The following is a 24,448-nucleotide window of genomic DNA, read 5'->3' on the forward strand; positions in this document are numbered from 1 at the left end:
GGCTGATCGCTGATTACTAACAGCCAGCAGTTGTTTAATAATTACGTTCTTTCAAATAATCGTCAAGCTCTTTTTTTGTCATCGGTAACCGGCCGGGATAGGCATTCACCCATTTCAGGAAATCCTTTGAAATAGCATCTGTCCATTTCGTATCAATTTCGCCCGGTGTATATTTTCCTTCTCTCAGTCGCTGATGACCGAATTCGTCGCGAAGCGCCGTTACCTCTGATGTTATCACCAGATCTTCAACCAAATGGGCGGGAATAAAGATGGTTCCATACTTTTTAGCTAGTACTACGTCACCCGGTAACACAATGGCCCGGCCGATCCGGATTGGATAATTAATACTGGTCAACATCATTTGTTGTATATAAGAAGGATCTGAACCCTTCATCCAGGCGTTGTAACCTTTTATTTCGCTAAGTCCTTCCACGTCGCGAACGGAACCGTAAAAAATTGTCCCCCGTTTTGATTTGGCATAGATCGAATTTCCAAGATTATCGCCGATCAGGGTTCCATCGGCTATTTTTCCATAACCGTCAGCTACGTAAACGTCACCGTTCGTCAACACATCAATCGGCCAGGAATTGGTGCCGCCTGCTGGATTTCGACCCTCTTTCTTTCCGGTTTCTTTAATCAGATCCTGCAAATCGGGACGGAGTGGCATATATTGAGCGGTTACTACCCGCCCGGTCATGGCACTATCCGGATGAATCAAGATCCAGTCGCCCTCATACTGGTTTTGATATCCTTTGTTTCGCAATACGCCCCAGGCCTCTTCGATTGAGATGTTTTTCAGCCTTGCCAGGATCGCATCCGAAACTTTCGGTCTGCCATCTGCCGAACGCTCACCTTTCCAGGTGGAGGTCATGGCTTTAATCTGGTCGACATTGGGAGCGATTGGTTGGGCATTGGACAAAAAGGAGAGCAGCAAAAACGCTGGTAGCAGTTTTGTTTTTTTGAACATAAGAAAATTAGGTTAAGAAGAACGTAGTTGATCAGAATACTGCAAGCGACGGATCAGATCGCTTGCAGTGGTATTTTGGCAAAAGATTTATTTATCCCAAAAGATAGGTGTACCGAGTTCGTCAGGGCCCTGGCGCGCTACGGCAGCATTGTAATTTACTGTGTTAACTGATTTTTCGACAACAGGGTATACCAAACGGCGGATGAAATCTTTAACCGACGGATCAGCTCCGGGATATGGATTTTTTGTCAATCTTGGGAAACCGCTTCGTCTGAAATTCGCCCAGGCTTCTGAACCATTCAGGAATGAAGAAACCCAGTATTGTGTATTGATCTGTTCAAGAGCGGTAGAAGCTGAAAAAGGATTTGCAGCAAGATAGGCATCCTGGCTTGCAGCCGGTATGGCGGCTGACGGATCATATTGCGTCATTTGGTTCATATGTGCCTTCACGCCTGACTCGTATAAAGCCTTTACATCACCCGTGATATAACCTCTTTGTACTGCTTCTGCAAGGAGAAGTTGTGTTTGTGAGTAGGTGATGAAAAATTCCGCTGCATCAATTTTTCCAAGCGTCCGGCGGTTTAGTTGTGAATACTTAAATGCCGCGCCGCTTTTCCCTGGATAGTTTGGTTCGGTCAGAATACTTGATTCGTTATATCCGTATGGAGCTCCTTGCTGACTGGCGGGTTGCGTGTCTTCTTTTCCGGCAGTCGCGAGCGGATTGGCAGGAAGTTCGTATTTCACAGCAATAACTCTGCTGCGTGGATCATTCGTCGTTTTCAGATAATCTACAAATGGTTTTCCCAGATAAACATTTCCACGTTCCGTTCCCTGGAAAAAGTTTGCGTTTGGACTGTTAAATGTACTGTTAAAAGCAATAAGCGCATTGTCAGTATTAGCAGTCATAACACCGCCGTTCGCAGCATCAACTGCTTTCAGTACATAAGTTTTTGCCTTTGTCTCGTCAATTTTAGTATAACGCATCGCAGCTCTCAGCAGCAGGGAGTTGCCCAGTTTTTTCCATTGCGCAATATTTCCCTTGTAGAACAGATCACCGCTTTCAATGTTTTTTGTTGCATCAAGAGCCTTTGTTGCTTCGTCCAGTTCTTTTAGAATATCATCGTAAATCAACTTCTGGTCATCATATTTTGGAAGATTTATTCCATCTGAATAACCTTTGCCAGCGTCAAAATAGGGAACATCGCCATAGGTATCCACCAAAACCATAAATACATAAGCGCGCCAGATGCGGGCCATCTGATAAATATTTGCTCTTAAAGGATTATCCTGTGTTAATCTTAAAACGGTTCCCAAAAGATTCACAGGCCCATTTCCCGTACCTGTTCCCAAATATAGCGCATTGAAATTCGCACTGGTGTTCGGGTCGAAAACGATATTATGATTTCCACCTTCCAACACGCCGGTGTAGGGGGTATTAATTTGCTGGACAATCTCACTCTGGTAATGAAAAGTGGCCAGTGCTGAACTGAACTGTGCATTCGAGAAAAGATAAGCCGGGTCTGTCGTTGTTGCCAGTACCGGGTTTTTATTCACGTCTTCAAAACCGTTGTCGCAGGAGGTCGCTCCAAGGAAAAGGCTTATAACTGTCAGGTATATATGTATCTTTTTCATATCTGTCATTAATAAAAGTTATAGCTTGATATTCAAATTGATTCCATAACTTCTTGTGGTAGGAAGCGTATGCGTTTCGATTCCTTGCAGGTTATCCGATGAAGAAACCTGAGCTTCCGGGTCCAGGTTATCAATATGTTTCCTGATTAGCCAAACATTATTGACCATCGCAGAAATGTTCAAACCTTTGATGAAAGATTTGTTCACATAACGTGACAAATCATAACCAACTGAAAGCGTTCTCCAACGAATGAAGTTGCCGTTGTAGATGAACGGTGTAGCGATGTTGGTGCTGCGGTAAGCTGTGTAAAACTGCTGTGCTTCAACACGTTTGTCGTTAGGGCTGCCATCGGCATTAACTGCATCGAACAAAACACCACCGTCGCGCCCAACCAGGGATGGTTTTGATAAACCTTCACGCAGGAAGTTCAGATTGGAGTTGGACATTATTTTGTAACCCGCTTTGAAATCAACTTGTGTGGATATGCGGAAACCTCTGACATTGATCGTGTTCAGCCACGCACCAACCCATTTTGGAATGGCACTTCCGAAGGTGGTAAGGTTCCCCTGCTGAGGCAGACCGCCGGCAGTAATAATTCTGCCTTGTTCATCTCGTTTGTAATCAAATCCGCGAAGAGATGCCAAAGGCTTACCAACCTCGTGCGAAACAATTCCAAAAAATTCACCTTGTCCCACATCAAAACGCTGCTGTTCCTGAGCAAGCTCAATCACTTTACTGATGTTGTAACTGGCATTGAAACTGGTTTCCCAGGAAATATTTTCAGTTCTAACCGGAACAATCGTTAACAGAAATTCAATTCCTTTATTTTGCAGTTTACCAATGTTAACTTTCGTTCCGGAAAATCCTGACGTATTGGAAACACCTACGTTTAAAATTTCGTCAACCGTGTTTTTGCGGTAAACCGACATATCCAAATTCAGTCTGCTGTCAAACGTCCTGAATTCAAGACCCATTTCTATTTCCTTTACTTTCAATGGACGCAAATTTGCGTTAGGGCTGATGTTACTGGAAATGTTTCCAAGTGCCACACCATTAAATGGATTTGCATTGACTGCATAATAAAGGTTGTTCGAATAAGGATCCGTATCACCTCCAACTTCCGCGTATGCTGCACGAAGTTTACCATAGTTCAACCAGTTTGGCAGTTGCGCAAATGCCTGGCTGAACACAAAACTACCGCTCACAGAAGGATACAAATAACTGTTCGATTCCGGATTCAGTGTTGAGAACCAGTCATTTCTTCCTGTTACATTCAAATACAAGAAGTTTTTGAAGGACAACTCGGCTGAACCGTAAATTGAATTCACCTTCTTTTTGCTGTAATTATAATTCGGGTTTTTCACCTGGCCATTTCCAATCGTGTAAAGATCACGCACGTAGAAGTTGGTTACGGCAGTGGACACATTATCACTTACCTGAAGCAGCTGGTTCCCTCCAAGTGTTACATCAATGCCGAAATCGCCAAAAGTTTTATTTGCTCCGATCAGGAAGTCCAGATTCCGTTCGCGAAAAGTGGATATATCCTGATAGTAATAGCCGTTAAAACCAGTCGCCACCGCGCCGATCGACCGTGTACCGGTAGGACGATTGTAGTTGTATGGTCGGGTAAAATAGTCCTGCCCGATACGCCCCTGAACGTAGAGCCATTTGGTGAATTCGTAACGTACAGAAGTATTTCCGAAAATTCGGTCACGTCTTACATTTTCAAAACGGTCGTAAGCGACCCAGTATGGATTGTTCCTGTTTGTAAACCGGGAAAGAGGCATTTCGTTTCCATTTGCGTCTTTACGGTTTTTCAGCCAGTCGGCATCGATACTGGTCGCCAGTGTATAAATTGTCGTATTGGCATTCATATCCTGAATCCCGATCTGAGGAGGGTTTTTGTTATATTCGTTAGAATAATTTGCGTTAAGCTGAACAGAAAGTTTGTCTGTAAATTTATAATTCAGACCGAGGTTAAAAATCTTTTTATGATAGTCAGAATTTGGTACGATCGCGTTTGCATCCGTATTTGCAAATGACAACCGGAAGTTTCCTTTTTCATTTCCCCCAGAAAGTGCTACAGAATTTGTGAAGCTTGTTCCGGTACGATAAAAATCTTTGATACGGTCTCTGTTTGGCGAATAAGGCTGCATGGAACCGTCGAATTGTGGAGCCAGCGCGCCGTCCATTTTTTCTCCGAAAGCAAATACACCTGAGCTCTGGGCTTCCGCCACCGTTGTCGGGCGCTTGCCAAATTCTCCCTGTCCATATTCGTATTGAAAATTCGTATAGTCAAGTGCCTCCTGGGCCTGAAAGTTTGAATTTATCTCTACACCAATGCCTGCGCTTTTACTGCCAGTTTTTGTGGTAATAATAATCGCTCCATCCTTTGCACGGAATCCATAGAGAGCTGCCGCCGCCGCACCTTTCAGCACAGTCATGGATTCGATATCATCCTGATTGATACTTTGAAGGCCATCTCCCGCATCCGACGAACCACCTGTCGGGTTTCCTGTTCCGTTTCCTGACGAACCACCTGCTGAAACGCTTGTATTATTAATAGGAACTCCGTTTACAATGATAAGAGGGGAATTGTTACCGCCAAATGAAGATTGACCGCGGATACGGATTTTGGTAGATCCGCCAGGACCGCTCGCAGGTGGTGACACATTCAGACCCGCAACTTTTCCCTGTAAGCTATTCCCAAGATTCGTTGTGCGATTGTTAGTGATTTCTTCTGTATTTACCGTTGCGGTTGAATAACCTAGTTTTTTTGCATCACGTTTAATACCCAATGCAGTCACTACTACCACTTCGAGATTTCTAACGTCTGGCTTCAGGGATATGTCAACCGTGGAGCGATTACCAACGGGTACTTCTTCCGGAATATATCCAACATAAGAAAAAATCAAAATCGCATTATCATCAGGAACGCTAAGTTGGTAAGTTCCTTCGGCGTTGGTAGCTGTACCGACTTTGGATGCTTTCAACACAACACTTACACCTGGCAGAGGATCACCTTTTTCATCAGAAACTTTACCTGTTATATTTCTGTCGATGGCTGTATTTCCGGCGGCTTCGCTATTTAAACTGCTTGGCGTATTGACTCCTTTTACCAGAATCACCTGTTTCCCTTCTAGTTTATAACCCAGGTGCATCGGACGTAAAAGCTCATCCAGAACGTCAGAAAGAGGTTTTTCAATGGCTTTGATGGTGACCTTTTTCTGTGTATTGATAATGGCTGAACTGTAAGTAAAACGGATCTGAGTCAACTTGTTCAGCTTGATCAGGACACTTTTCATATCCTGGTTATTTACCTCAATCGTTATTTTCTGATTCAATATTTCCTGAGCATCTACGACCGTTGCGGATGCGATACTTGAAAAGATATAGGCCAGCAATAATTGATAGAATGATATTTTCATAAGTCTACACATAAGCCGAAGCACGTGTCGGTTTTTTTTCATAATTTTGGTTGTTTTGTTCAGTATTCGTAAAAAAAATTGGACAAAAAAATCCCTGAACATCTTTTTACGGATGATGCTGTGGAGCGTAGGGGACGCTTTTGAGTCGGTGGTGGCGCAATCACCACTGGCTCAACATTTCATAAGGTTGTCGAAGTTTAATTCATAGGCACGAGTAGCATTTTGATTATGGAGTACTGGGTTTCAATTTTAAGATTGTTCCTTTTCTAACGTAAACATCCTTTGCTGTTAATGATGATCTGGCCATCGACCACTTCATAAGTCGCACCGATTGCCTGGCATATTGCGTTCATGCGTTGTTTCAGCGTTTCTTCCTTGAAAATGGTACTGATCGGGCAGCCTGCCAGCGTTTCCGTATCAAAGACGATCTCGATTCCGTACATTTCTCCTAGTATCCGCAAAACTTCTGCAACAGGTTGGTCATCAAAAACAAGTTCCTGGCTTGTCGTCGACAGGGTAAGCATATCGGGATTTTCTACGATTCCTTTTTCCAACCGGCTGTCTTTCCTGTTGAAAACAACCTGCTGGTTTGGACTTAAGATAACTCCAGCAACTTCCCGGTCATCTTTGTCTGATAAGGTTGCGTAATCTTTCTCCGGATAAACTGATACTTTACCCGATTTGACTACAACCATAACGGTATTTTCTGAATCCACAGCCTTGATCAAAAAGCTGGTGCCCAGTACCTTGGTCACCGTTTCATTTGCGAATACCAGGAACGGTTTTGTTGGGTTTTTAGCTACATCAAAAAAGGCCTCACCTTTAAGATATACTTTCCGGGAATCCCCCTCGAACTTATTTGGAAATCTTAAACTTCCACCTTTCATCAGGGTAGCCACACTTCCATCACTCAACAGAACAGTTAATTCTTTGTCGAACTTGTTGGTTTTAGTGATCATCTCGACATCGACCATCGCAACTTTTTGATCACGCGACTTTTGAGAATAGAAAAACCAGCTTAAACCTGAGATTAGCAGCAATATCGCCGCAATTTTCCATAGCGGATTAAATATGGAGAGCCGGTTTTTACTCGTTTGTGTTTCGGCCAGTTCTACCAACATACTTATTTCCTGCTCGACTTGCTCATCGGTTAGGTTATGACTATACCGCTCGTAAACAGTCAACAGCAGCACTGTTGCCTGATTGATTGTGCTCACCTTAACCGGGTTTTGTTTCATCCAGTTATCCCAGAATGTGACCATCTCCTCGGAAGGATCAAGAATCCACTGACGGAAATGCTCATCTGCGGCAAATTCTTCGACGGTGTACTTACGATAATCAATCATAAAATCTTAGCAATAAATAATTTTAGGTTCAGGATTTTGCTATTGAAATAATGCAATTCAAAGTTCTCATTGCAATATTTATAATCTTCTCACTATGTAAGTCATAGTTTTGATTCGTGATAACCAAAAAAGTTAAAATATTTTTTGAAATAATGATATTAAGTGTCAGCGCCGCTGATAATCAGTATAGAAAGATTGAAAGAAGTGCCCAGAAGAATTCAGCAGGCATCCATATTTCCTTGATTTCTTTGATGGTACGGTAAAGAAGATTGGAAACGCTTTGCCGGCCAAGATTCATGACATGAGAGATATCTTCGTTTTCAAGGTTTTGATAAAAACGGAGGTAGATAATTTCCTGCTGACGTTTGGACAGGCGGGAAATTATGGTATTAAGTCTTTTGATCTGATGTTTTAAATGCTCGTTTTCAATAATGTGTGACTCGATTGAAAGATCGGCCCCATCTGCGTCGAACGATAATTCTTTTGGTTCTTTGAACCGTTTCAAACGAACACTTTCTTTGATAAGTTTATGCCGTAAAGCTTTGAGAAGGTAGGATTTTACAAAAGCAGTCTCCGACAGAAATGTTCTTCGTTCCCATAATTCCAGATATAATTCCTGGATACAATCACGGATAAATTCTGAATCGGATGAAAACTTTGTGGCGTAATTGTACAGTGCCCGATAGTGCATCTGCGATAATTCTCCGAAAGCTACGGCGTCGCCTGACTTAAATTTAAGCCACAAACTGACGTTAACGTCGGTTGAATTTGAGGATATGTCTACTCCATTATTCAATTATGACAGATAGATATTGTTTAATTAAATCAGCAAATTATCACATTAAAGACAAGTCATATCTTTATCTCCTTTCTATTTTAAGTATTTAAAAGAAAATTTCAGAAATGATTTCGGAAGAGACGAAACATAAGTAAAACAGCCCGCAGAAATACGGGCTGTTTTTGAATTACTTTACAACTTTCAATTTTCCCTGCATTAAGGTATAATGTCCAGGGAATGTGCAAAGATATTGGTAGGTACCTGCTGTTTTTGGAGCAACAAAATAAATCGATTCTGATTTTTCCGGCTCAACGATGTTGGTATGAAAAAGCACTGCATCAGATTTTGGAACGTAATTCATTTCAGTTCCTTTCAACCCAAGATTCAGACCAGCTTCACCGACGGCGTTGGCAGTGCCAGGCTTGGTAATCACAAGGTTATGAAGCATATCGTCATTGTTGTTCAGGTTAATTCTGATACGGCTTCCGGCCTTTACCTGAATTTCTGTAACGTCAAATTTCAAACCCGGAACCGTTCCGATATTGATAACCTGATCAGGTCCGTTCGTCCAGGAAGCGGGCATTTCCGTTACGCGTTTTGCAGAATTTGTTTCCGTAGTTTTAGCATCCGTAGCCGCCGCTGTATGCGCACTGTGGTCCATAGCCGGTTTTGTGCTCGCCGTATATTGTGAAGCGGTTAAAGTCGCGCCACCCGCAATTTCATTCAAAGTATAGTATCCGAAATTATGAAGCAACGACAAACCATCTTTCGACTGAACGCCTTCTGCTTTCACTTCGTGGATATATCCTTTTCGCAATGAAGCAGGGTCAAGAACAATTCTTGCACGCAGTCCGTCGTCGGAAACTGATATTCCTTTTATTACCAGTTCGTTGGCATTGATAATCGGACTTCCGTAAATGTGGTGATACTTGTAGGTGAAACTATTCAATTTATAAGAATCAGATTTCGAAGCCGTCGCTTTGTCAACAGGAGATGTAAAAGTTACCTCAAATCCGTCCGGCATCGAATGGATGCTTTTCATTTCGAATGGCATTTGACCCGTCCATACCAGACGCTGAATACCAAAATCTTCTTTTCCGGTTGCAGACCATCCGCGGCTGGTTTGTCCAACAAACATAGAGCCGTCAAGTCCCCAGACCATACGGATAATTCCGGATTCAAAACCCTCGCGGAAAGGAAAACACGCGCCCTGATATACGCCGTTGACCTTTTCCATGTCTACGCGCATAATTTTACTATGTCCCTGGTCGCCTACAAAAAGCTGTCCCTGGAATGGCCCAAAAGCGCCAGCTGTTGTATCTTCTTTAAAATCAGAAGTTGAAATACCCATCAAAGTATGCGGAAACCAAACTGCCGGAGGTTTAATACCAGGCACTTTTTTCGCTACATCATAAAGTGGTTCTCCTGTGTCAGGAATATCTTCCGGTTTCAGTTTTACAGGAGAACCCGGCTCACTGCTCCAGCGAAGTCCAGCCACATTTCCTGCAAAGTCACCTTTTTCAAGATGCGTCATACGACCTGAACCAACCCAGTCGCCCTGATTTTCAGTGTAAAAAATATCACCTTTATAAGATCCGAATCCAGCGGGGGAACGCAAGCCTGTCGCATAAGGCGTAAGGGAACCGTCTTCACCCAATTTCAACATCCAACCTCTCCATTTTGACTGGCTCGCTCCGCGTCCAACCCAGTCAAGGTTGAGCGTTACAAGCATCTCGCCGTTTGGCATTGGAATTGGACCATAAGAATATTGGTGATAATTTCCTGATAATGGCCAGCGGGCGAAAGAATCATAAACATCCGCAACTCCGTCCTTATCGGTATCAACGAGCCTGGTCACTTCACCACGCTGGGAAAGCAGAATATCTTTTCCTCTATAAAACAAACCCAGTGGTTCGTGAAGACCGGATGCAAAGCGGTGAAAAGTAGGTTTTCCGTCGCCTTTCATGTAAGGGTTTCCGATCATCCAAACTTCTCCGCGGCGCGTAGAAGTTGCCAGTCGGCCATCAGGTAAAACAGCCATTCCGCCCACTTCCATCTGGATCGTTTTGGGGATCGGCATCGTGATGATACGATAGTAGTCGTCTTCGGTTTTTGCTTTGTTCTGTGCCTGAGCAGCCAGACAGCCAAGAGAAAGCAAACTGGTTATTACTATATTTTTCATTTACTTCTATTATAAATTTTTAAGACAAAAGATTAAATGCAACTACCAGAACATGGAATAACTTGCCGAACCAGAAACAGGCAGCAGCAACTCCTGATTATCTCCGGAAGTTCTCAGTACAACTTTTGCTTTTTTGTCAATCTGAATATAATAACGGTCATCCACCTGATACAGTCCTTTTTCTACCATCTGGATGTTCTTGCCGGAAGCGAGAAGAGAATATAATGATCCCGAAGGACTGCCTTTTACCTCAATGGTGCGGTTAATTGCTTCCGTTGAAGCTGTGATATGGTCACTTACGGTTGCTGATGCAATGGCATAACGTATGGACGGGAAACCTTGTGGATCCAGTGAATATCCCTGATAGTTTACATTTGCAGAATCCGGCCATGCAGACTTATCATTTTCAAGCATGGCGATACTGCTTTTTCCGGAAACGGGCACTTTAAGACCGGCCGGTTCAAGCAGTTGAGGCTCGCCGCGTTCGTACCACATTTCAGTTACGTTGGCAAACTGACCTTTCCAGGCCTGAACCAGAGCACCCCGATTTAAATCCATCGTATAACTCCAGCCTGTCGGGCTTCCCACAGAAAGGCAATGCGTGCGTTTGTATTTTTCGCCCGGTAAAAGAATGAAGGAACGAACCATTTCAGGGCGTAATTCAGGCGTCACGCCGATGTATGGCTTGGGCTCTGGTTCTGGTAACGAGGAAAGGATATGTAAATCGTACTGCCGAATACCCGGTTTTTGAACACGAAGCCCTAATGCCGGCTGGCGCCAGGGGAAACGTGAATAATGGATTTTAAAACGATGCGTTCCTTTTGTCAAATTTGCAGTCCCCACGTGTGATTCCTGAGAAGTACTCTCACCGCCCTCTACAATCGTTTTTCCGTCAATATCCAACGTTAAAATTGGTCCTGAATAGATCGTCGTGAAAACGTAGTCTCCGTCTTCTTCGGCAACCATTTCACCTTCATATACCAAATGGAATTCGCGCATACCATTGGTAACTTCCTGCGTCAAACTTGTTGTTTTGCCTTCCTTATCAAGTTTTGAATATTCCTTTGCGTCCCATTTGTCTGAGTATAATTTATAACTCAGGTTGGATAAAGTCAGAGGTTTAAGATCGTTCAGAAGCTGGTAGCCGATGTTACGGAATGCGATCGTACCCTTTGTTACTTCCAGTCCGATCGACTGCGCCTCGGTTATAGATTTGGAAAGTGGCAGGTAAACACTTTCAAGAACGATCACATCATTTAATTTTAAAGAATTTAAACGGGCTGAATTTTTAACCGTTGATACCGAAGCATCGTAAGCCAGCTCTATACTTTGCCAGAGTCCCGGAGCTTTTGCCGCGTTTTGCGTAGGAAATTGTCCGATAAAACCGGATGTCAGTGCGCTTGGTTCCTTTTGCTTGTTGTCAGCCAGGCGAATCCGCTGGCCTCCCGGAAGAATGATATTGCCTTCCGCCCCTGGCGAAAAAATAAATTCTGCGTACATGCGAAGATCCTGTGCTTTTATCTTGGTATTGATGGCCGTTCCGGCCGTACCTATCAAAACACCCTCCCCATTCTGCGTTTTGGCAGATTCATTTTTTGCCGGATGAATGGATACGCCGCCTTTTACAGCCCAGTTCGAACCACTATTTTCGAAGGAAGAAAGGTCTTTTAGAGGTACCGGGGAATAATTTCCTTTTCCCGTTTGGGCAGATACCGCGAGCGGAAAAGCCAGGAGAAGGAGACTGAATTTTTGTATGATTGAACGCATTTTAAATATTAAGTGTAATGTTCACATTTAAAAAGCGAATTACGGGGTTTTTTACTATTATATTGTGATTTATTATTGATTTTTTTGAAGGAGGAAATTATCTGTCCGGACATTTTTATTACCTGCGAAAGTAAGGTGTCAGATCCGCATTGGATCAGAAAGTCTCCTACTTAAAATAACAGATGCAATTACATAATGCTAAGGCATCATCGGTTTTCATTTCGTAATGCATGTGTTCGGCGTCCACCTCGTAGTCTAGTTCCAGTGTCTTACCATCCTGGGAAAGTTTACCTGAAATGGTTATAGGTTGGTCAAAAACGTCTTCTTTTGAATACTGAGTGTATCGGTTATACTTTCCTTCTACGGTAAACTTCTGATTTCTCCTCAAATCAAATTTGGGGATTGAAACCCACTCACAGCATCTTCCCTCATGTTTGTACCCGGATTCGTTTTCAACAAAATTCGAGCAGCCGTCATACCAGAAGGTAGGTAAAGCGAGTTCCTGGACGGTTTGGGAATCTGATTTGCAGGAGTTAGCGCACAGTATTACTGCGACAAGTAGAATAACGAGATTTTTCATGTAGAGATACGTTGAGGATTTAGCTCAAAATTACGCAATTACTGATTATATTTAAGACAGTTAAGGGAATTAATTCTTGTAATCTTTATGCAGGGTCACATAAAAGTGTACATTATTAATTCAATATATCTGCCTTAATCACAACCACAAAAACATGCTGCGGTAGGACCTCCTGCTTTTAGCGCAAATGTTTTTGAAACATCTTGTCCCTTGAAACTTAAATCCAGTGATTTCCTGTCTTCGGAGATTTTGCCTGAGACAGTTACGGCGGATTCGTGATATCCGGCGCCGGTGAAAGTGAAATATTTACCAGGAGCTGAGAAGGAATTGTTCTTTTTCAACTTAATTTTTGAAACTGTGACATAGTCGCAGCAAATGCCAGAGAGCAGAAAACCTCGATTATCTGGTTTAAAAGACACACAAGCCTCCGACCAAATCTCTGTTGGTGCAATTTCCATTTCTGTCTTGCAGCTATCAAATATGATCAGTAATAAAAAAAGGATCGGTGTTAACTTCATGGTGTAAAAGTTCAGGATTGCATTTTCAAACCAAAAACAGGACAATTTCCAGCGAGAATTGGTTGGAAATACGCAGCCGTTAATATCTGAAAATAAATACCTTTGGAAAAGTCTCACGCAATAACCATGATATCTTTCCGACACGAAGTATTTTTTGAAGTGGCTAACCACCTGAGTTTTACTCGGGCAAGTCAGGTTTTAAATCTGAGTCAACCTGCCATAAGCAGGCATATTAAAGCTTTGGAAGAACGGTATCGAACGAGTCTGTTTGAAAGAGTTGGCAATAGTATCAGATTAACGGTTTCCGGAAAATTATTACTGGATCATGTGCGGCAGGGGAAAGAAATCCAGATCAGGCTGGATTATGCGTTAAGCACACAGCAGAATGAATACAACGCAAAAGGAGAATTGCGTCTGGGTGCCAGTACCACCGTCGCGCTTTACATTATACCAGAAATTTTATCTGCTTTCAGGCAGCGTCACCCAAATGTTAAAATCACTTTATTGAACCGGAATTCGGAGAATGTGCTGAAAGCATTGGGAAATAACGAAATAGACCTGGGCATTATCGAAGGTCAGACAAAAACGACCGCTGTCAGTTACCGCTACTTTCTTTCCGATGAAGTTATCGCCGTTTGTTCTCCAAAAAGTGAGTTGTGGTCACTCAACTCCATCCCGCTCTCGCATCTAAAGAATTATCCTGTTGCTTTAAGAGAGCGCGGTTCCGGCACTTTGGATTCTGTAAAGGCAGCGCTCGAAGCTGTGAATATGAAGCTGTCAGATCTTCGCAATAATATTTCCCTGGGGGGAACTGAGGCTTTGAAAAACTTTCTGTTGGTAGATAATTGCCTTGGATTTTTACCCTTGCGTTCGGTTCAAAAGGAATTGATGGCGGGAACATTAAAACAGATATTTATTGACGGGTTAAGCATCCGTCGACAGTTCTTTTTCATTCAACGCCATGGGTCCGAAAGTGATCCATTTGCTCAGGCATTTGTTCGTTTTGCGCTGCAAGGTCATAATGAAATGTTATAGCGTATAGTAAAATAGCATTGGTTTTGATATGATCGTGCGTATACTTTTGTCTAAAAGTTACGCTGAAAAATCATGCTTCCCACGACAATTCTTACTTCTCACCTGACGCATCTTGAATGCGCTGTCAGCAAAGAAAAATTTGACCATAAGTTGATTCAAACCTTCTGTGAAAATGAAAAGGAGGGGTGGAAAGCGCCACTTTATGCGAAATATGATTTCAATGAAAAAGTTGACAAAAATGTCCTGGTAGATCGCATTTCTTCTCTTTGGCGATATTTTGAATTTCTTCCTGTACTGGATGCGGCTAACGTGGTAACCCTCGGCGAGGGAATGACACCTTTGTTATCGCTTGAAAATCTTGCGAAAAGCATCGGAATAAATAAATTGTTATTAAAAGACGAATCCCTAAACCCGACCGGCTCATTTAAAGCGCGTGGGCAGGCTGTGGCAGTTTCCAAAATGAAGGAGTTAGGTATAACAAAATGTATAGTCCCAACTGCCGGAAATGCTGGAGGTGCTTTGGCCGCCTACTGCGCTAAGGCCAACATCGAAGTGACCGTTGTTATGCCAAAGCACACGCCTGAAATATTCAAACAAGAGTGCAGATATTTCGGTGCGGAGCTAATTTTGGTTGATGGCTTGATTAACGACTGCGGAAAATTAGTGGGCCGGATCAAAGCTGAAAAAGGTTCCTTCGATGTTTCAACAATGAAGGAGCCGTATCGTCTGGAAGGAAAAAAGACGATGGGTTTTGAAATTGCGGAGCAAATGAACTGGACATTACCAGATGTTATTTTTTACCCGACGGGCGGAGGAACAGGGCTTATCGGTTTGTGGAAAGCGTTTCATGAAATGAAAGCGGCAGGCTGGATAACGGGCAAATTTCCAAAACTTATTGCCGTGCAGACAGAAAATTGTCAGCCTATGGTATGGTCATTTGAAGGAAAACACAAAAACGCGTCCGCTTACCAGGCCAAACCGTCCATGGCGAATGGGCTGGCTGTCCCGTCTCCCTTCGCAGAACGCCAGATAATGGAAGTACTTTTCGAGTCAAAAGGTTTTGCGATTTCTGTGTCTGAGGATGAATTGCTTGCAGGTGTTAAAACGCTGGCCAGAAAAGAAGGATTATTTGTTGCGCCAGAAGGAGGAGCGCTGCTGCCAGCAATGAAAAGAGCGCTTGAAAATAAGTGGATTAGCCCAGACGAAACAATTCTATTGTTAAATACCGGCAGTGCTTATAAGTATGCCGAAAATTTAATCTAACTGAGTTTATATATCATTTTCACTTTCTACTTTTTTATTTGTCACGTATATACAGATATGTTTATGCTAAAATTTGTAATCCAGATCCCGTTTTTAGACAATTAAGTAAAAAAATAGTATATTAAATTGTAAACAAAGAGTAACTGTTTAATTCTCTAAAATTTTGAAATAATTTATCTAACGTATTGGAATTCAAATATTTATAATTAGTTTGACAATGCGTCGCTTTTAGTCGCTATCTTTTAAAAAGTTTACATATACTTAACATTTCTTCAACATTGGGTTAATGTTCAGGTTTTACCTTTGGACTTTTCAAAAGTAAAACCAAAACGTTTATGATCCATTTGTTTACCAATCTCAAATCGGTATTCCTTACTATTCTGTTTATGTGGTCGTTGCAGGCTATGGGACAGATAAGCGTAAAAGGAAAAATTACCGACAAGGCAACCGGTGAGGCCATTCCCGGTGCAAGTATCGTTGTGAAAAGTACGAGTATCGGTACAGGTTCCAATGCAGAAGGGATGTACGAACTCTCAGTTCCTGATGCAAATGCTACGTTGATTTATTCTTTCGTTGGTTTTGCTACGGAAGAAGTTCCTTTAAAAGGCCGGTCGGTGATTGATGTTGTATTGTCGGTAGATCATCGTCAGTTAAATGAAGTTGTGGTAACAGCTTTGGGTATCAAAAAAGATGTCAGAAGAATTGGTGTTGCCATTCAGACCGTTGACGGTGCGTCTACAATAAAAGCGCGTGAGCCTAACGCGATCAACGCACTTGCGGGTAAAGTAGCCGGGCTTACCATCGGAGCAAGTTCAGAATTGTTGAGAAGGCCAAACATTAATCTGAGAGGTAATACAGACGTTTTATTTGTTGTGGACGGTGTTCCGATAAACTCTGATACCTGGAATGTTAGCCCTGATGATATCGAAACATATTCCGTTCTAAAAGGTGCAAGTGCTTCGGCCCTTTACGGTTTCAGAGGAAAAAACGGTGCGATCCTGATCACTACAAAAAGGGGAACAAAAGATAAGCGTGGATTTTCAGTTGACTTTAATTCGTCTACGATGATGGATAAGGGCTTTTACTCGATTCCAAAAGTGCAGGATGAATATGGCCCGGGTGATCACGGCCGTTATGCTTTTGTTGACGGAAAAGGCGGCGGATTAAATGACGGTGATTATGACGGAGGCTGGGGACCACGGTTTGAAGGTCAGTTGATTACTCAGTATGATAGCCCGGTAGATCCAATCACCAAAGTACGTTCTCCAACGCCATGGACTAACCGCGGGAAAGATAACCTGAAACGTTTTCTGGAACCAGGTATTTTATCAACCAATAATGTCTCGGTTTCTGCCTCAGGCGAAAAACACAATATCCGTTTTTCTGTTTCGAATATTTATCAAAAAGGTATTGTTCCAAACACGAAGCTGAACATTACAAACTTCAACATCGCAGCGGATTACAAGTTCTCGGATCGCTGGAAATTTGAATCAAGTCTGCAATATAACCGTCAGTATTCACCAAACATTCCTGACGTAAATTATGGTCCTAACTCGATCATTTATAACATGGTATTCTGGGCTGGTGCCGACTGGAACGTGGACGATATGCGCAATTACTGGCAGCCTGGAAAAGAAGGGATTCAGCAAATTTATGCGGAATATCAACGATATAACAACCCTTATTTCATGAGTTACGAATGGCTTCGCGGGCACCAGAAAACGGATATCGTAGGGCAGGCAGCCATGACATACAAGATCAATGATTTTCTTGAAGCAACTTTAAGAACGCAGGTGACAACATGGAATTTGTTCAGAAATGAAAAAATGCCTTATTCTGCAACTTCTTACGGCAGAGAAGAGGCTCGTGGCGATTACCGTGAAGACCGTCGGAATTTATTTGAAAACAACACCGACATCCTTGTGAAGTTTGATAAAAACCTGTTTGAAGGTTTTAATGCAAAAATCTGGGCGGGTGGAAACCTTCGTAATTTTTCATATAATTCTCAATACGGTTCAACGGATTATTTGAACGTACCGGGTCTTTATAATTTCAACAATTCATATCGCCCGGTTCGCACGTCGAACTTTGCATCGGATATGCGCGTAAACTCTGCTTATTATTCAGCGGATTTTTCTTTCAAGGATTATTTTACGGTTTCAACAACCGGTCGTATGGATAAACTTTCTACGCTGCCTGCCGGAAGCAATACTTTCTTTTATCCTTCTGTGGCAGCTTCTACTATACTTTCAGACTATATTCCAGTTCCGGAAGTTATTTCTTTCCTGAAACTGCGTGCATCTTATGCGAATGTAAAAGATGGTTTGACAAGCGCAACGATTGGTACTACGCCGGCTTTGGGTACCGCGAATCCGATAGGATATGGCGACCAGTATTATGCGCCGTATGGTGGCCCAAGCTACCAGAATGCGGCAGTTTATTCGACTCCTTTTTCTTATAACAACACACCTGCCGCCTACTTCACCAATACCTTGAACAATCCGTCAATCAAGCCAAGTACGACATCTCAGACGGAACTTGGGCTTGATGTTCGCGTGATGAAAAACAGGATTGGTTTGGATGTAACTTATTTTATCTCTAACGAAGGTCCAAGAATTTATCCGTTACCAATCTCAACGACAACAGGTTATACGTCGTATTTGGTGAATGGTATCAATACGCAGAAGACGGGGTGGGAAATTGCCTTGACAGGTTCTCCACTGAAGAGCGCTACGGGTTTGAATTGGGATGTAGTAGCAAATTATTCGACCTATAAGGAGGTATTGAAAGATATTTATCCTGGTGTCGAAAATTATGAGACATTCCTTAAAGTTGGCGACAGACTAGACAAATATTATGGTCGTGCTTTCGCTAAGACTCCCGACGGACAAATTATTAATGATGCGTCTGGTAGGCCGGTATACCTTCCTGTTAATCAGTTTCTTGGGTATATAAATCCAAAATTTGTTTTCGGTATCAACAACAAATTCGCCTACAAAAATATCAGTTTCAGTTTCCAGGTTGACGGACGTATCGGTGGTGTAATTTCAAATTATGTTCAGAAACAAACTTTCCGTGGAGGACGTAATGCTGAGCTTGCAAAAGGTGCTTTTGGTGAAGCGCGTTTGAAAGATTGGGAAGGATTCAAAAGTGGTGCAACAGATAGCAAAAACTATTTGGGAGAAGGTGTGCAGGTCAGCAATGGTAAGGCACTCAACTTTGATACAGACGGTAAAATTACTAACATGGATGAGCTGCAATTTGCGCCAAACACAACCAAACAATATGTTCAGGACTGGGTTAGCCGCTATTATAACACTGAAGAAGGTAACCTGATGAGCCGCTCATTTGCTATGCTTCGTGAAGTAGTAATCGGTTATTCAATTCCGTCAGCCTGGTTGGCAAACTCGAAAATTCTTCGTTCAGCATCAGTTTCGCTGGTAGGAAGAAACCTGCTTTATTTTGCTGAGAAAAAGGATATTGACCTGAACCAGTACATCTCGGGCGGAGAGTCAAGCCCTCAGACTCCTTCGATGCGCCGTTATGGTGTTAATGTAAATCTTACATTTTAATAAAATTTAGCCACAGATTTTTAAAATATTACTATATGCGTTGTTATAAATTTTTAACCGGACTTTTCACTTTTGCTGCCTTGTCTCTCACAAGCTGCGAGAAGAGTTTTGAAGAGCTGGAAGTCGATCCAAACCGTGCCACATCAGCACCGGCGTCCCTGATCTTGCAGGGTATTGAATGGGATATGTATAATAATACCGGAAAGCCGTTTAGTTCTGAAATGCGTTGGAACCAGTATTATGCAATCAATTATAACTATTACGGAAATAACGAATACCAGTGGTCAACTTTTACCAATCATTATGCTACGTTGAAAAATGTTGTTCAAATGGAATTGGAGCAAAAGAAAACGGGTGCTGCCGATGTGAACGGTTATAGTGCATTGGGTAAGTTTTTCCGCGCGTTTTTTCTGGATCAAATGTCTGCCCGTGCAGGTGACCTTCCGATGACTGAGGCACTTCTTGGCCGCGACAATCTTTTTCCAAAGTACGATACACAGAAGGATATTTATATTCAGATACTAAAATGGCTGGATGAATCTAATAGTGAGATAACTTCGTTAATTGCGAAAGGCGAAACCGAAGTAGCAGGTGATTTCTATTTCACTGGTAAACTGGCGAAATGGCAAAAAGTGATTAATGCATTCAGGTTGAGGATCTTGATCCGTTTGAGCAAGAAAGAATCAGAGGCCGGAATGAATGTGAAGGCTCAGTTTTCTGAAATAATTTCTAATCCGGCGAAATATCCGTTACCGGAAGGAATGACTGATAACCTGGAATTTGTATCCAACAACTTTAACAAATATCCTTCTAATCCGGATAACTTCGGGTTTGATGCGACGCGTCAGAACATGGCGGCAACGTACGTTGGATTATTGTCTGAGCGTAAAGATCCGCGTGTTATGGTGACAACCGAACCGGCCGGTGCTCAGTTGAAAGCCGGAAAATCACCTTCTGATTACACTGCTTTTGTTGGAGCTAGTTCTGGTGAAGATTTGGCGGATATGTCGGCCAAGGCCGGTATTGACAACGGAACCGGTTTTGCTCCGGGCGCTTATTCCTTCCAAAGCCGTTCTCGTTACTACTCCAACTATATAGGTGAAAGTGTTTTTATCGTGGGATATCCTGAAATGTGTTTTAATATTGCTGAGGGAATTAATCGCGGTTGGGCAACTGGAAATGCAGAATCCTGGTATCAAAAAGGTATTAAAGCTTCGTTAGAATTTTACGGGATTAAAGACGGAGCCAATAATATGCGGTATTCAAAAACAGGTGGACGTGATGCAGCTGATTTTGTATCATACAATGTAGATTTCAGCTTTGATAATTATTATGCGCAGCCTTTAGTTAAATACAGTGGGAACACAACAGCTGGTTTGGAGCAGATCATCACGCAGAAATATCTTGCTTTCTTTATGAACTCCGGAAGTGAAGCGTATTTTAATTTCAGACGCACTGGTTTCCCTAAATTCATGACGGGTGTTGGTACCGGAAATTCGGGTCGTATTGCAGTTCGCTGGCAATATCCGACTTCGGAAAGAACCTACAATCCGGAAAACTACAAAACTGCGATCGACAGACAATTTGCAGGGAAAGATGATATTAACGATCAGATCTGGTTGTCAAAATAATATCAATTTCAAATAACAAAAAATGTCCGGCCAGCTTTTGGTCGGACATTTTTTATTAAAACAATATTTTAAATTAATGTGCTTCAAGCCAGTTTGCTCCGATACCGATACCCGTTTCCATTTTTACCTGCAAAGGAATCGCGGTGCGCATGAGCTCATCCACTTTTTCTTTGATCAGTTCAACTTCATCACGATGAACATCGAAAACCAATTCATCATGAACCTGCAAAATCATACGTGACCGCAGTTTTTCCTTTTTAATAAAATCATGAATATTGATCATTGCTACTTTGATCATATCGGCCGCAGATCCTTGTATCGGTGCGTTAATAGCATTTCGTTCAGCAAAACCCCTGTTGGTCTGGTTTCTGGAATTAATATCCGGAAGATATCTTCTCCGGCCCAGAATCGTTTCGACATAATGCTGATCGCGGGCGTCAATAATAACTTTATCCATATACTGTTTTACCGCCGGAAATTCTTCAAAATAAGACTTTATAATTTCGCTGGCTTCTCCACGGGGAATCGATAAACGCTGTCCTAATCCAAAAGCAGAAATTCCATAAATGATACCAAAATTGACCATTTTTGCCTTTCTCCGCATATCGGAAGTCACGTCAGCAAGCTCAACTTTAAATACCTTACTTGCCGTTGTTGCGTGAATATCCCGGCCCTGATTAAACGCTTCGATCATACTCGCATCCGCACTGAACGCCGCCATAATCCGCAATTCGATTTGTGAATAATCGGCGGAAAGTATCTGAAAATCTTCATTATCAGGAATAAAAGCTTTGCGTATCTCTCGTCCGCGTGGCGTTCTTATCGGAATATTTTGAAGGTTTGGATTCGTTGAACTTAACCGTCCAGTAGCTGCAACCGCCTGGTTATAAGACGTATGGATACGACCGGTACGTGGACTTACCAACGTGGGCAAAGCATCAACATAAGTTGATTTCAGTTTTTGCAATTCCCGGTAGTCAAGAATTTTCCGGGCAATTTCAAACTGACCTTCCAACTCTGACAAAATTTCTTCGCCCGTTGCGTATTGACCCGTTTTGGTTTTTTTAGGCTTATCGATCAGTTTCATTTTATCAAAAAGCACTTCACCCAATTGTTTGGGAGAACCGATGTTGAAAGACTGTCCGGCAATCTCGAAAATCTCGGATTCTGTTTTGCGCAGATCACCTTCAAGTACCAGTGACATTTCTGCCAAAGCATTTGAATCAAGTCTTACGCCTGTATTTTCCATCGATGCAAGCACCTGAACGAGGGGCATTTCAACTTCTTCAAAAAGTTTCTGTGCGTTGTACTTTGGAAGTTCTTTTGCAAAAATGTTGTGAAGCTGCAAGGTGATATCGGCGTCTTCTCCGGCGTATTGCGTAGCTTCCGGAATAGAAACATCACGCATATTGCCCTGTTTTACTCCTTTTTTACCAATCAAAGAAGTAATGGAAACAGGTTCATAATTCAGATAGGTTTCAGCCAGAATATCCATGCCATGCCGTTTATCCGGTTCAAGAAGATAGTGTGCCAGCATGGTGTCATGCAGCTTGCCCTTTACTTCAATGTTGTAATTTTTTAACACAAGAATATCATACTTGATATTCTGCGCTATTTTTTCAATAGATTCATTTTCAAATACTTCTCTGAAATACTCGACAATTTCCTGTGCTTTTTCTTTATCTGCGGGGACAGGAATGTAAAATGCCTCACCGGGAAGGTACGAAAAGGAAAGTCCAACCAGATCAGCCTCAATTGTTTCCAGCGAAGTCGTCTCTGTATCAAAACAGAAAGCAGTTTGCAAGCTCAGGTATCTTGCAAGACTGGTCATCGTTTCCGGGGTATCTACCGTGTGATAGCGATGGAAAGTATTATCAATCGTTTTTCTTGGTGCAGTGATTGTTTCAGCGTCTTCACCAGTTTCACCAGACAATTCAAAATTGGCAATATCGGTGTCTTGCTGTGTAGGAGCCTTTGGTTCAGCCGAGGTCGGGTTTCCAAATAAATCGTATTGTCCTTTTTTATCTACAGCTTTAACCGGTGCAACGGTTACGCTTGAAGAAGGTGTGTCACTTCCTAAAATTCTCTGACGCAGTGTTTTAAATTCAAGCTCATCAAAAAGCGCATTGACCTTATCCCGATTGGCACCACAAATGGTCAGATCTTCCGCATCAAAAGGAACCGGAACTTTTATATCGATCGTTGCCAGTTGCTTGCTCAGAATTGCCTGCGCCGAAAATTCACGGACTTTCTCGCCTAGTTTTCCTTTTATTTCATCTGCGTGGACGATCAGATTTTCAATCGTATCGTATTCAGCAATAAGTTTTTGTGCTGTTTTTTCGCCAACGCCTGGAATGCCTGGAATATTGTCAACAGCGTCGCCCATCAATCCGAGCATATCAATAACCTGGTCGATACGCTTGATCTGCCAGCGTTCCAAAACTTCGTTGACGCCCAGTTTTTCGGCGCCTTTTCCCATAAATGCCGGTTTGTAAATATGCACATGCTCTTCCACCAACTGACCAAAATCCTTATCAGGCGTCATCATGAAAACTTCAAAATTCGCCTTTGAAGCTTCTTTGGCAATGGTTCCGATAATGTCATCAGCCTCGAAACCGTCCATGATCAAAATTGGGATACACATGGCTTCAAGCAATCTTTTTACATACGGAATGGCTACCGTGATGTCCTCAGGCTGCGCTTCACGCTGTGCTTTATAAGCAGGATACTCAATATGTCTGAAAGTGGGAGCGGAGGTGTCAAAAGCTACGCCGATGTGTGTTGGTTTTTCCTTTTGTAAAACTTCCAGAAGCGTGTTGGTGAATCCAAATACGGCGCTGGTATTCAGTCCTTTGGATGTTATTCTGGGCGCTTTTATAAAAGCAAAATGTGCACGGTAAATCAACGCCATGGCGTCGAGTAGAAATAGCTTTTGGGTGGGTTTCTCCATAAGATTTTTAGAAAACGAAAACCAAAGATAATGTAACCCGGCTTATTTTCTGGCTTACTTCCGGCTAATTCAAGGTCGTTTTTTGCTTATGACCGTTCAAATCAGCATCTTCGCTTTATTTTTCAATGGAAAAACATCAGTAAAAAGAGAAATGAGCGCAATGAAAAAGCAATTTACCCTAGCCATCTTATTAATTGGTTTATCAGTGATGCATGCTTGTAAAGGTCCGGAAGGTCCTGCGGGGCCGGCAGGTGTAGGAACTCCGGGGGAAACAGGACCGGCAGGACCGGCCGGACCGGCTGGAACAGCCAATGTATTTTATTCAAGCTGGGCAGCAGCGGGTCCATGGAGCAAAACAACCTACAACAGTTTGCTTCGCTCTTACATTGATATTCCAGCGCCAAGAATTACGCAGGATGTTTTGGATAAAGGTCTTGTGCTCGTGTATGCGAAGGTGAACACCTCGGATAATTATGTTCGTCAGCTTCCGATAAGTTTGAAATCTCAATTTACAGAAGAATATATCGACTATACCCTTCAAATCAACACCCTGCGAATCTGGTCGACACCTATTGCGGCTACGGTTGACCCGTCTTCGGCTTATCAATTTCGCTATGTTGTAGTTCCAGGCGGTCAGGCGATTCGGATGAATTACGAAAAATTGACTTATGAAGAAGCCGTGATTTTGTTTGATATCAAGGATTAATATTGAAATATCGGTTTGAGATTATATTAAAAAAAACTGCCGGTTCTGCGAAAGGACCGGCAGTTTTCTTTTGTACGAAGTTTGAAAAATAA

At 42.5% G+C, this 24,448-nt stretch carries 15 protein-coding genes; 5 read left to right on the plus strand and 10 right to left on the minus strand.

Annotated elements, in window-relative coordinates:
* Positions 1-34: 34 nt before the first annotated feature.
* The 9 genes from AC1XUO_RS07825 to AC1XUO_RS07865 form a co-directional block, all read right to left on the minus strand.
* Positions 35-967: an RraA family protein gene (locus tag AC1XUO_RS07825; RefSeq protein WP_483329212.1), complete on the minus strand. Its 933-nt coding sequence runs from the start codon at positions 965-967 to the stop codon at positions 35-37.
* Positions 968-1,054: 87 nt separating this feature from the next.
* The gene (locus AC1XUO_RS07830) at positions 1,055-2,599 is read right to left on the minus strand and encodes a SusD/RagB family nutrient-binding outer membrane lipoprotein (protein WP_483329213.1); all 1,545 of its coding nucleotides are present in this window, start codon (positions 2,597-2,599) and stop codon (positions 1,055-1,057) included.
* 18 nt (positions 2,600-2,617) lie between these two features.
* Entirely contained in the window at positions 2,618-6,070 is a 3,453-nt protein-coding gene (locus AC1XUO_RS07835) for a SusC/RagA family TonB-linked outer membrane protein (RefSeq protein ID WP_483329214.1), read from the minus strand.
* Positions 6,071-6,294: 224 nt separating this feature from the next.
* Positions 6,295-7,374 (minus strand): FecR family protein, encoded by a 1,080-nt coding sequence (locus tag AC1XUO_RS07840; protein WP_483329215.1) that lies wholly within the window; start codon positions 7,372-7,374, stop codon positions 6,295-6,297.
* Positions 7,375-7,555: 181 nt separating this feature from the next.
* Complete coding sequence (locus AC1XUO_RS07845; protein WP_483329216.1) at positions 7,556-8,170, minus strand: RNA polymerase sigma factor; 615 nt, start codon at positions 8,168-8,170, stop codon at positions 7,556-7,558.
* 169 nt (positions 8,171-8,339) lie between these two features.
* The gene (locus tag AC1XUO_RS07850; protein WP_483329217.1) at positions 8,340-10,334 is read right to left on the minus strand and encodes a plastocyanin/azurin family copper-binding protein; all 1,995 of its coding nucleotides are present in this window, start codon (positions 10,332-10,334) and stop codon (positions 8,340-8,342) included.
* Between the two features lie 42 nt (positions 10,335-10,376).
* Positions 10,377-12,101 carry a family 16 glycoside hydrolase gene (locus tag AC1XUO_RS07855; protein WP_483329218.1) on the minus strand — a complete coding sequence of 575 codons (1,725 nt, stop codon included), beginning with the start codon at positions 12,099-12,101 and terminating at the stop codon, positions 10,377-10,379.
* A 166-nt stretch (positions 12,102-12,267) separates the two neighbouring features.
* Positions 12,268-12,681: a hypothetical protein gene (locus AC1XUO_RS07860; protein ID WP_483329219.1), complete on the minus strand. Its 414-nt coding sequence runs from the start codon at positions 12,679-12,681 to the stop codon at positions 12,268-12,270.
* 134 nt (positions 12,682-12,815) lie between these two features.
* Positions 12,816-13,199, minus strand: a complete 384-nt coding sequence (locus AC1XUO_RS07865) for a hypothetical protein (RefSeq protein ID WP_483329220.1) — start codon at positions 13,197-13,199, stop codon at positions 12,816-12,818.
* Between the two features lie 126 nt (positions 13,200-13,325).
* On the opposite strand from AC1XUO_RS07865, the gene AC1XUO_RS07870 reads away from it, so the two are divergent.
* The 4 genes from AC1XUO_RS07870 (at position 13,326) to AC1XUO_RS07885 (ending at position 20,700) form a co-directional block, all read left to right on the plus strand.
* Entirely contained in the window at positions 13,326-14,234 is a 909-nt protein-coding gene (locus AC1XUO_RS07870) for a LysR substrate-binding domain-containing protein (protein ID WP_483329221.1), read from the plus strand.
* A 72-nt stretch (positions 14,235-14,306) separates the two neighbouring features.
* Complete coding sequence (locus AC1XUO_RS07875; RefSeq protein ID WP_483329222.1) at positions 14,307-15,497, plus strand: threonine synthase; 1,191 nt, start codon at positions 14,307-14,309, stop codon at positions 15,495-15,497.
* A 335-nt stretch (positions 15,498-15,832) separates the two neighbouring features.
* Positions 15,833-19,069: a SusC/RagA family TonB-linked outer membrane protein gene (locus AC1XUO_RS07880; protein WP_483329223.1), complete on the plus strand. Its 3,237-nt coding sequence runs from the start codon at positions 15,833-15,835 to the stop codon at positions 19,067-19,069.
* A 35-nt stretch (positions 19,070-19,104) separates the two neighbouring features.
* Positions 19,105-20,700 (plus strand): SusD/RagB family nutrient-binding outer membrane lipoprotein, encoded by a 1,596-nt coding sequence (locus AC1XUO_RS07885; RefSeq protein WP_483329224.1) that lies wholly within the window; start codon positions 19,105-19,107, stop codon positions 20,698-20,700.
* A 73-nt stretch (positions 20,701-20,773) separates the two neighbouring features.
* Here the strand turns inward: AC1XUO_RS07885 and polA are convergent, their stop codons facing one another.
* Positions 20,774-23,650, minus strand: a complete 2,877-nt coding sequence (polA, locus tag AC1XUO_RS07890) for a DNA polymerase I (protein WP_483329225.1) — start codon at positions 23,648-23,650, stop codon at positions 20,774-20,776.
* 88 nt (positions 23,651-23,738) lie between these two features.
* Between polA and AC1XUO_RS07895 the strand changes: the two genes are divergently transcribed.
* Entirely contained in the window at positions 23,739-24,356 is a 618-nt protein-coding gene (locus AC1XUO_RS07895) for a hypothetical protein (protein ID WP_483329226.1), read from the plus strand.
* Positions 24,357-24,448 lie beyond the last annotated feature (92 nt).

It is taken from the genome of Dyadobacter sp. HNCC25DJ186, assembly GCF_056895235.1.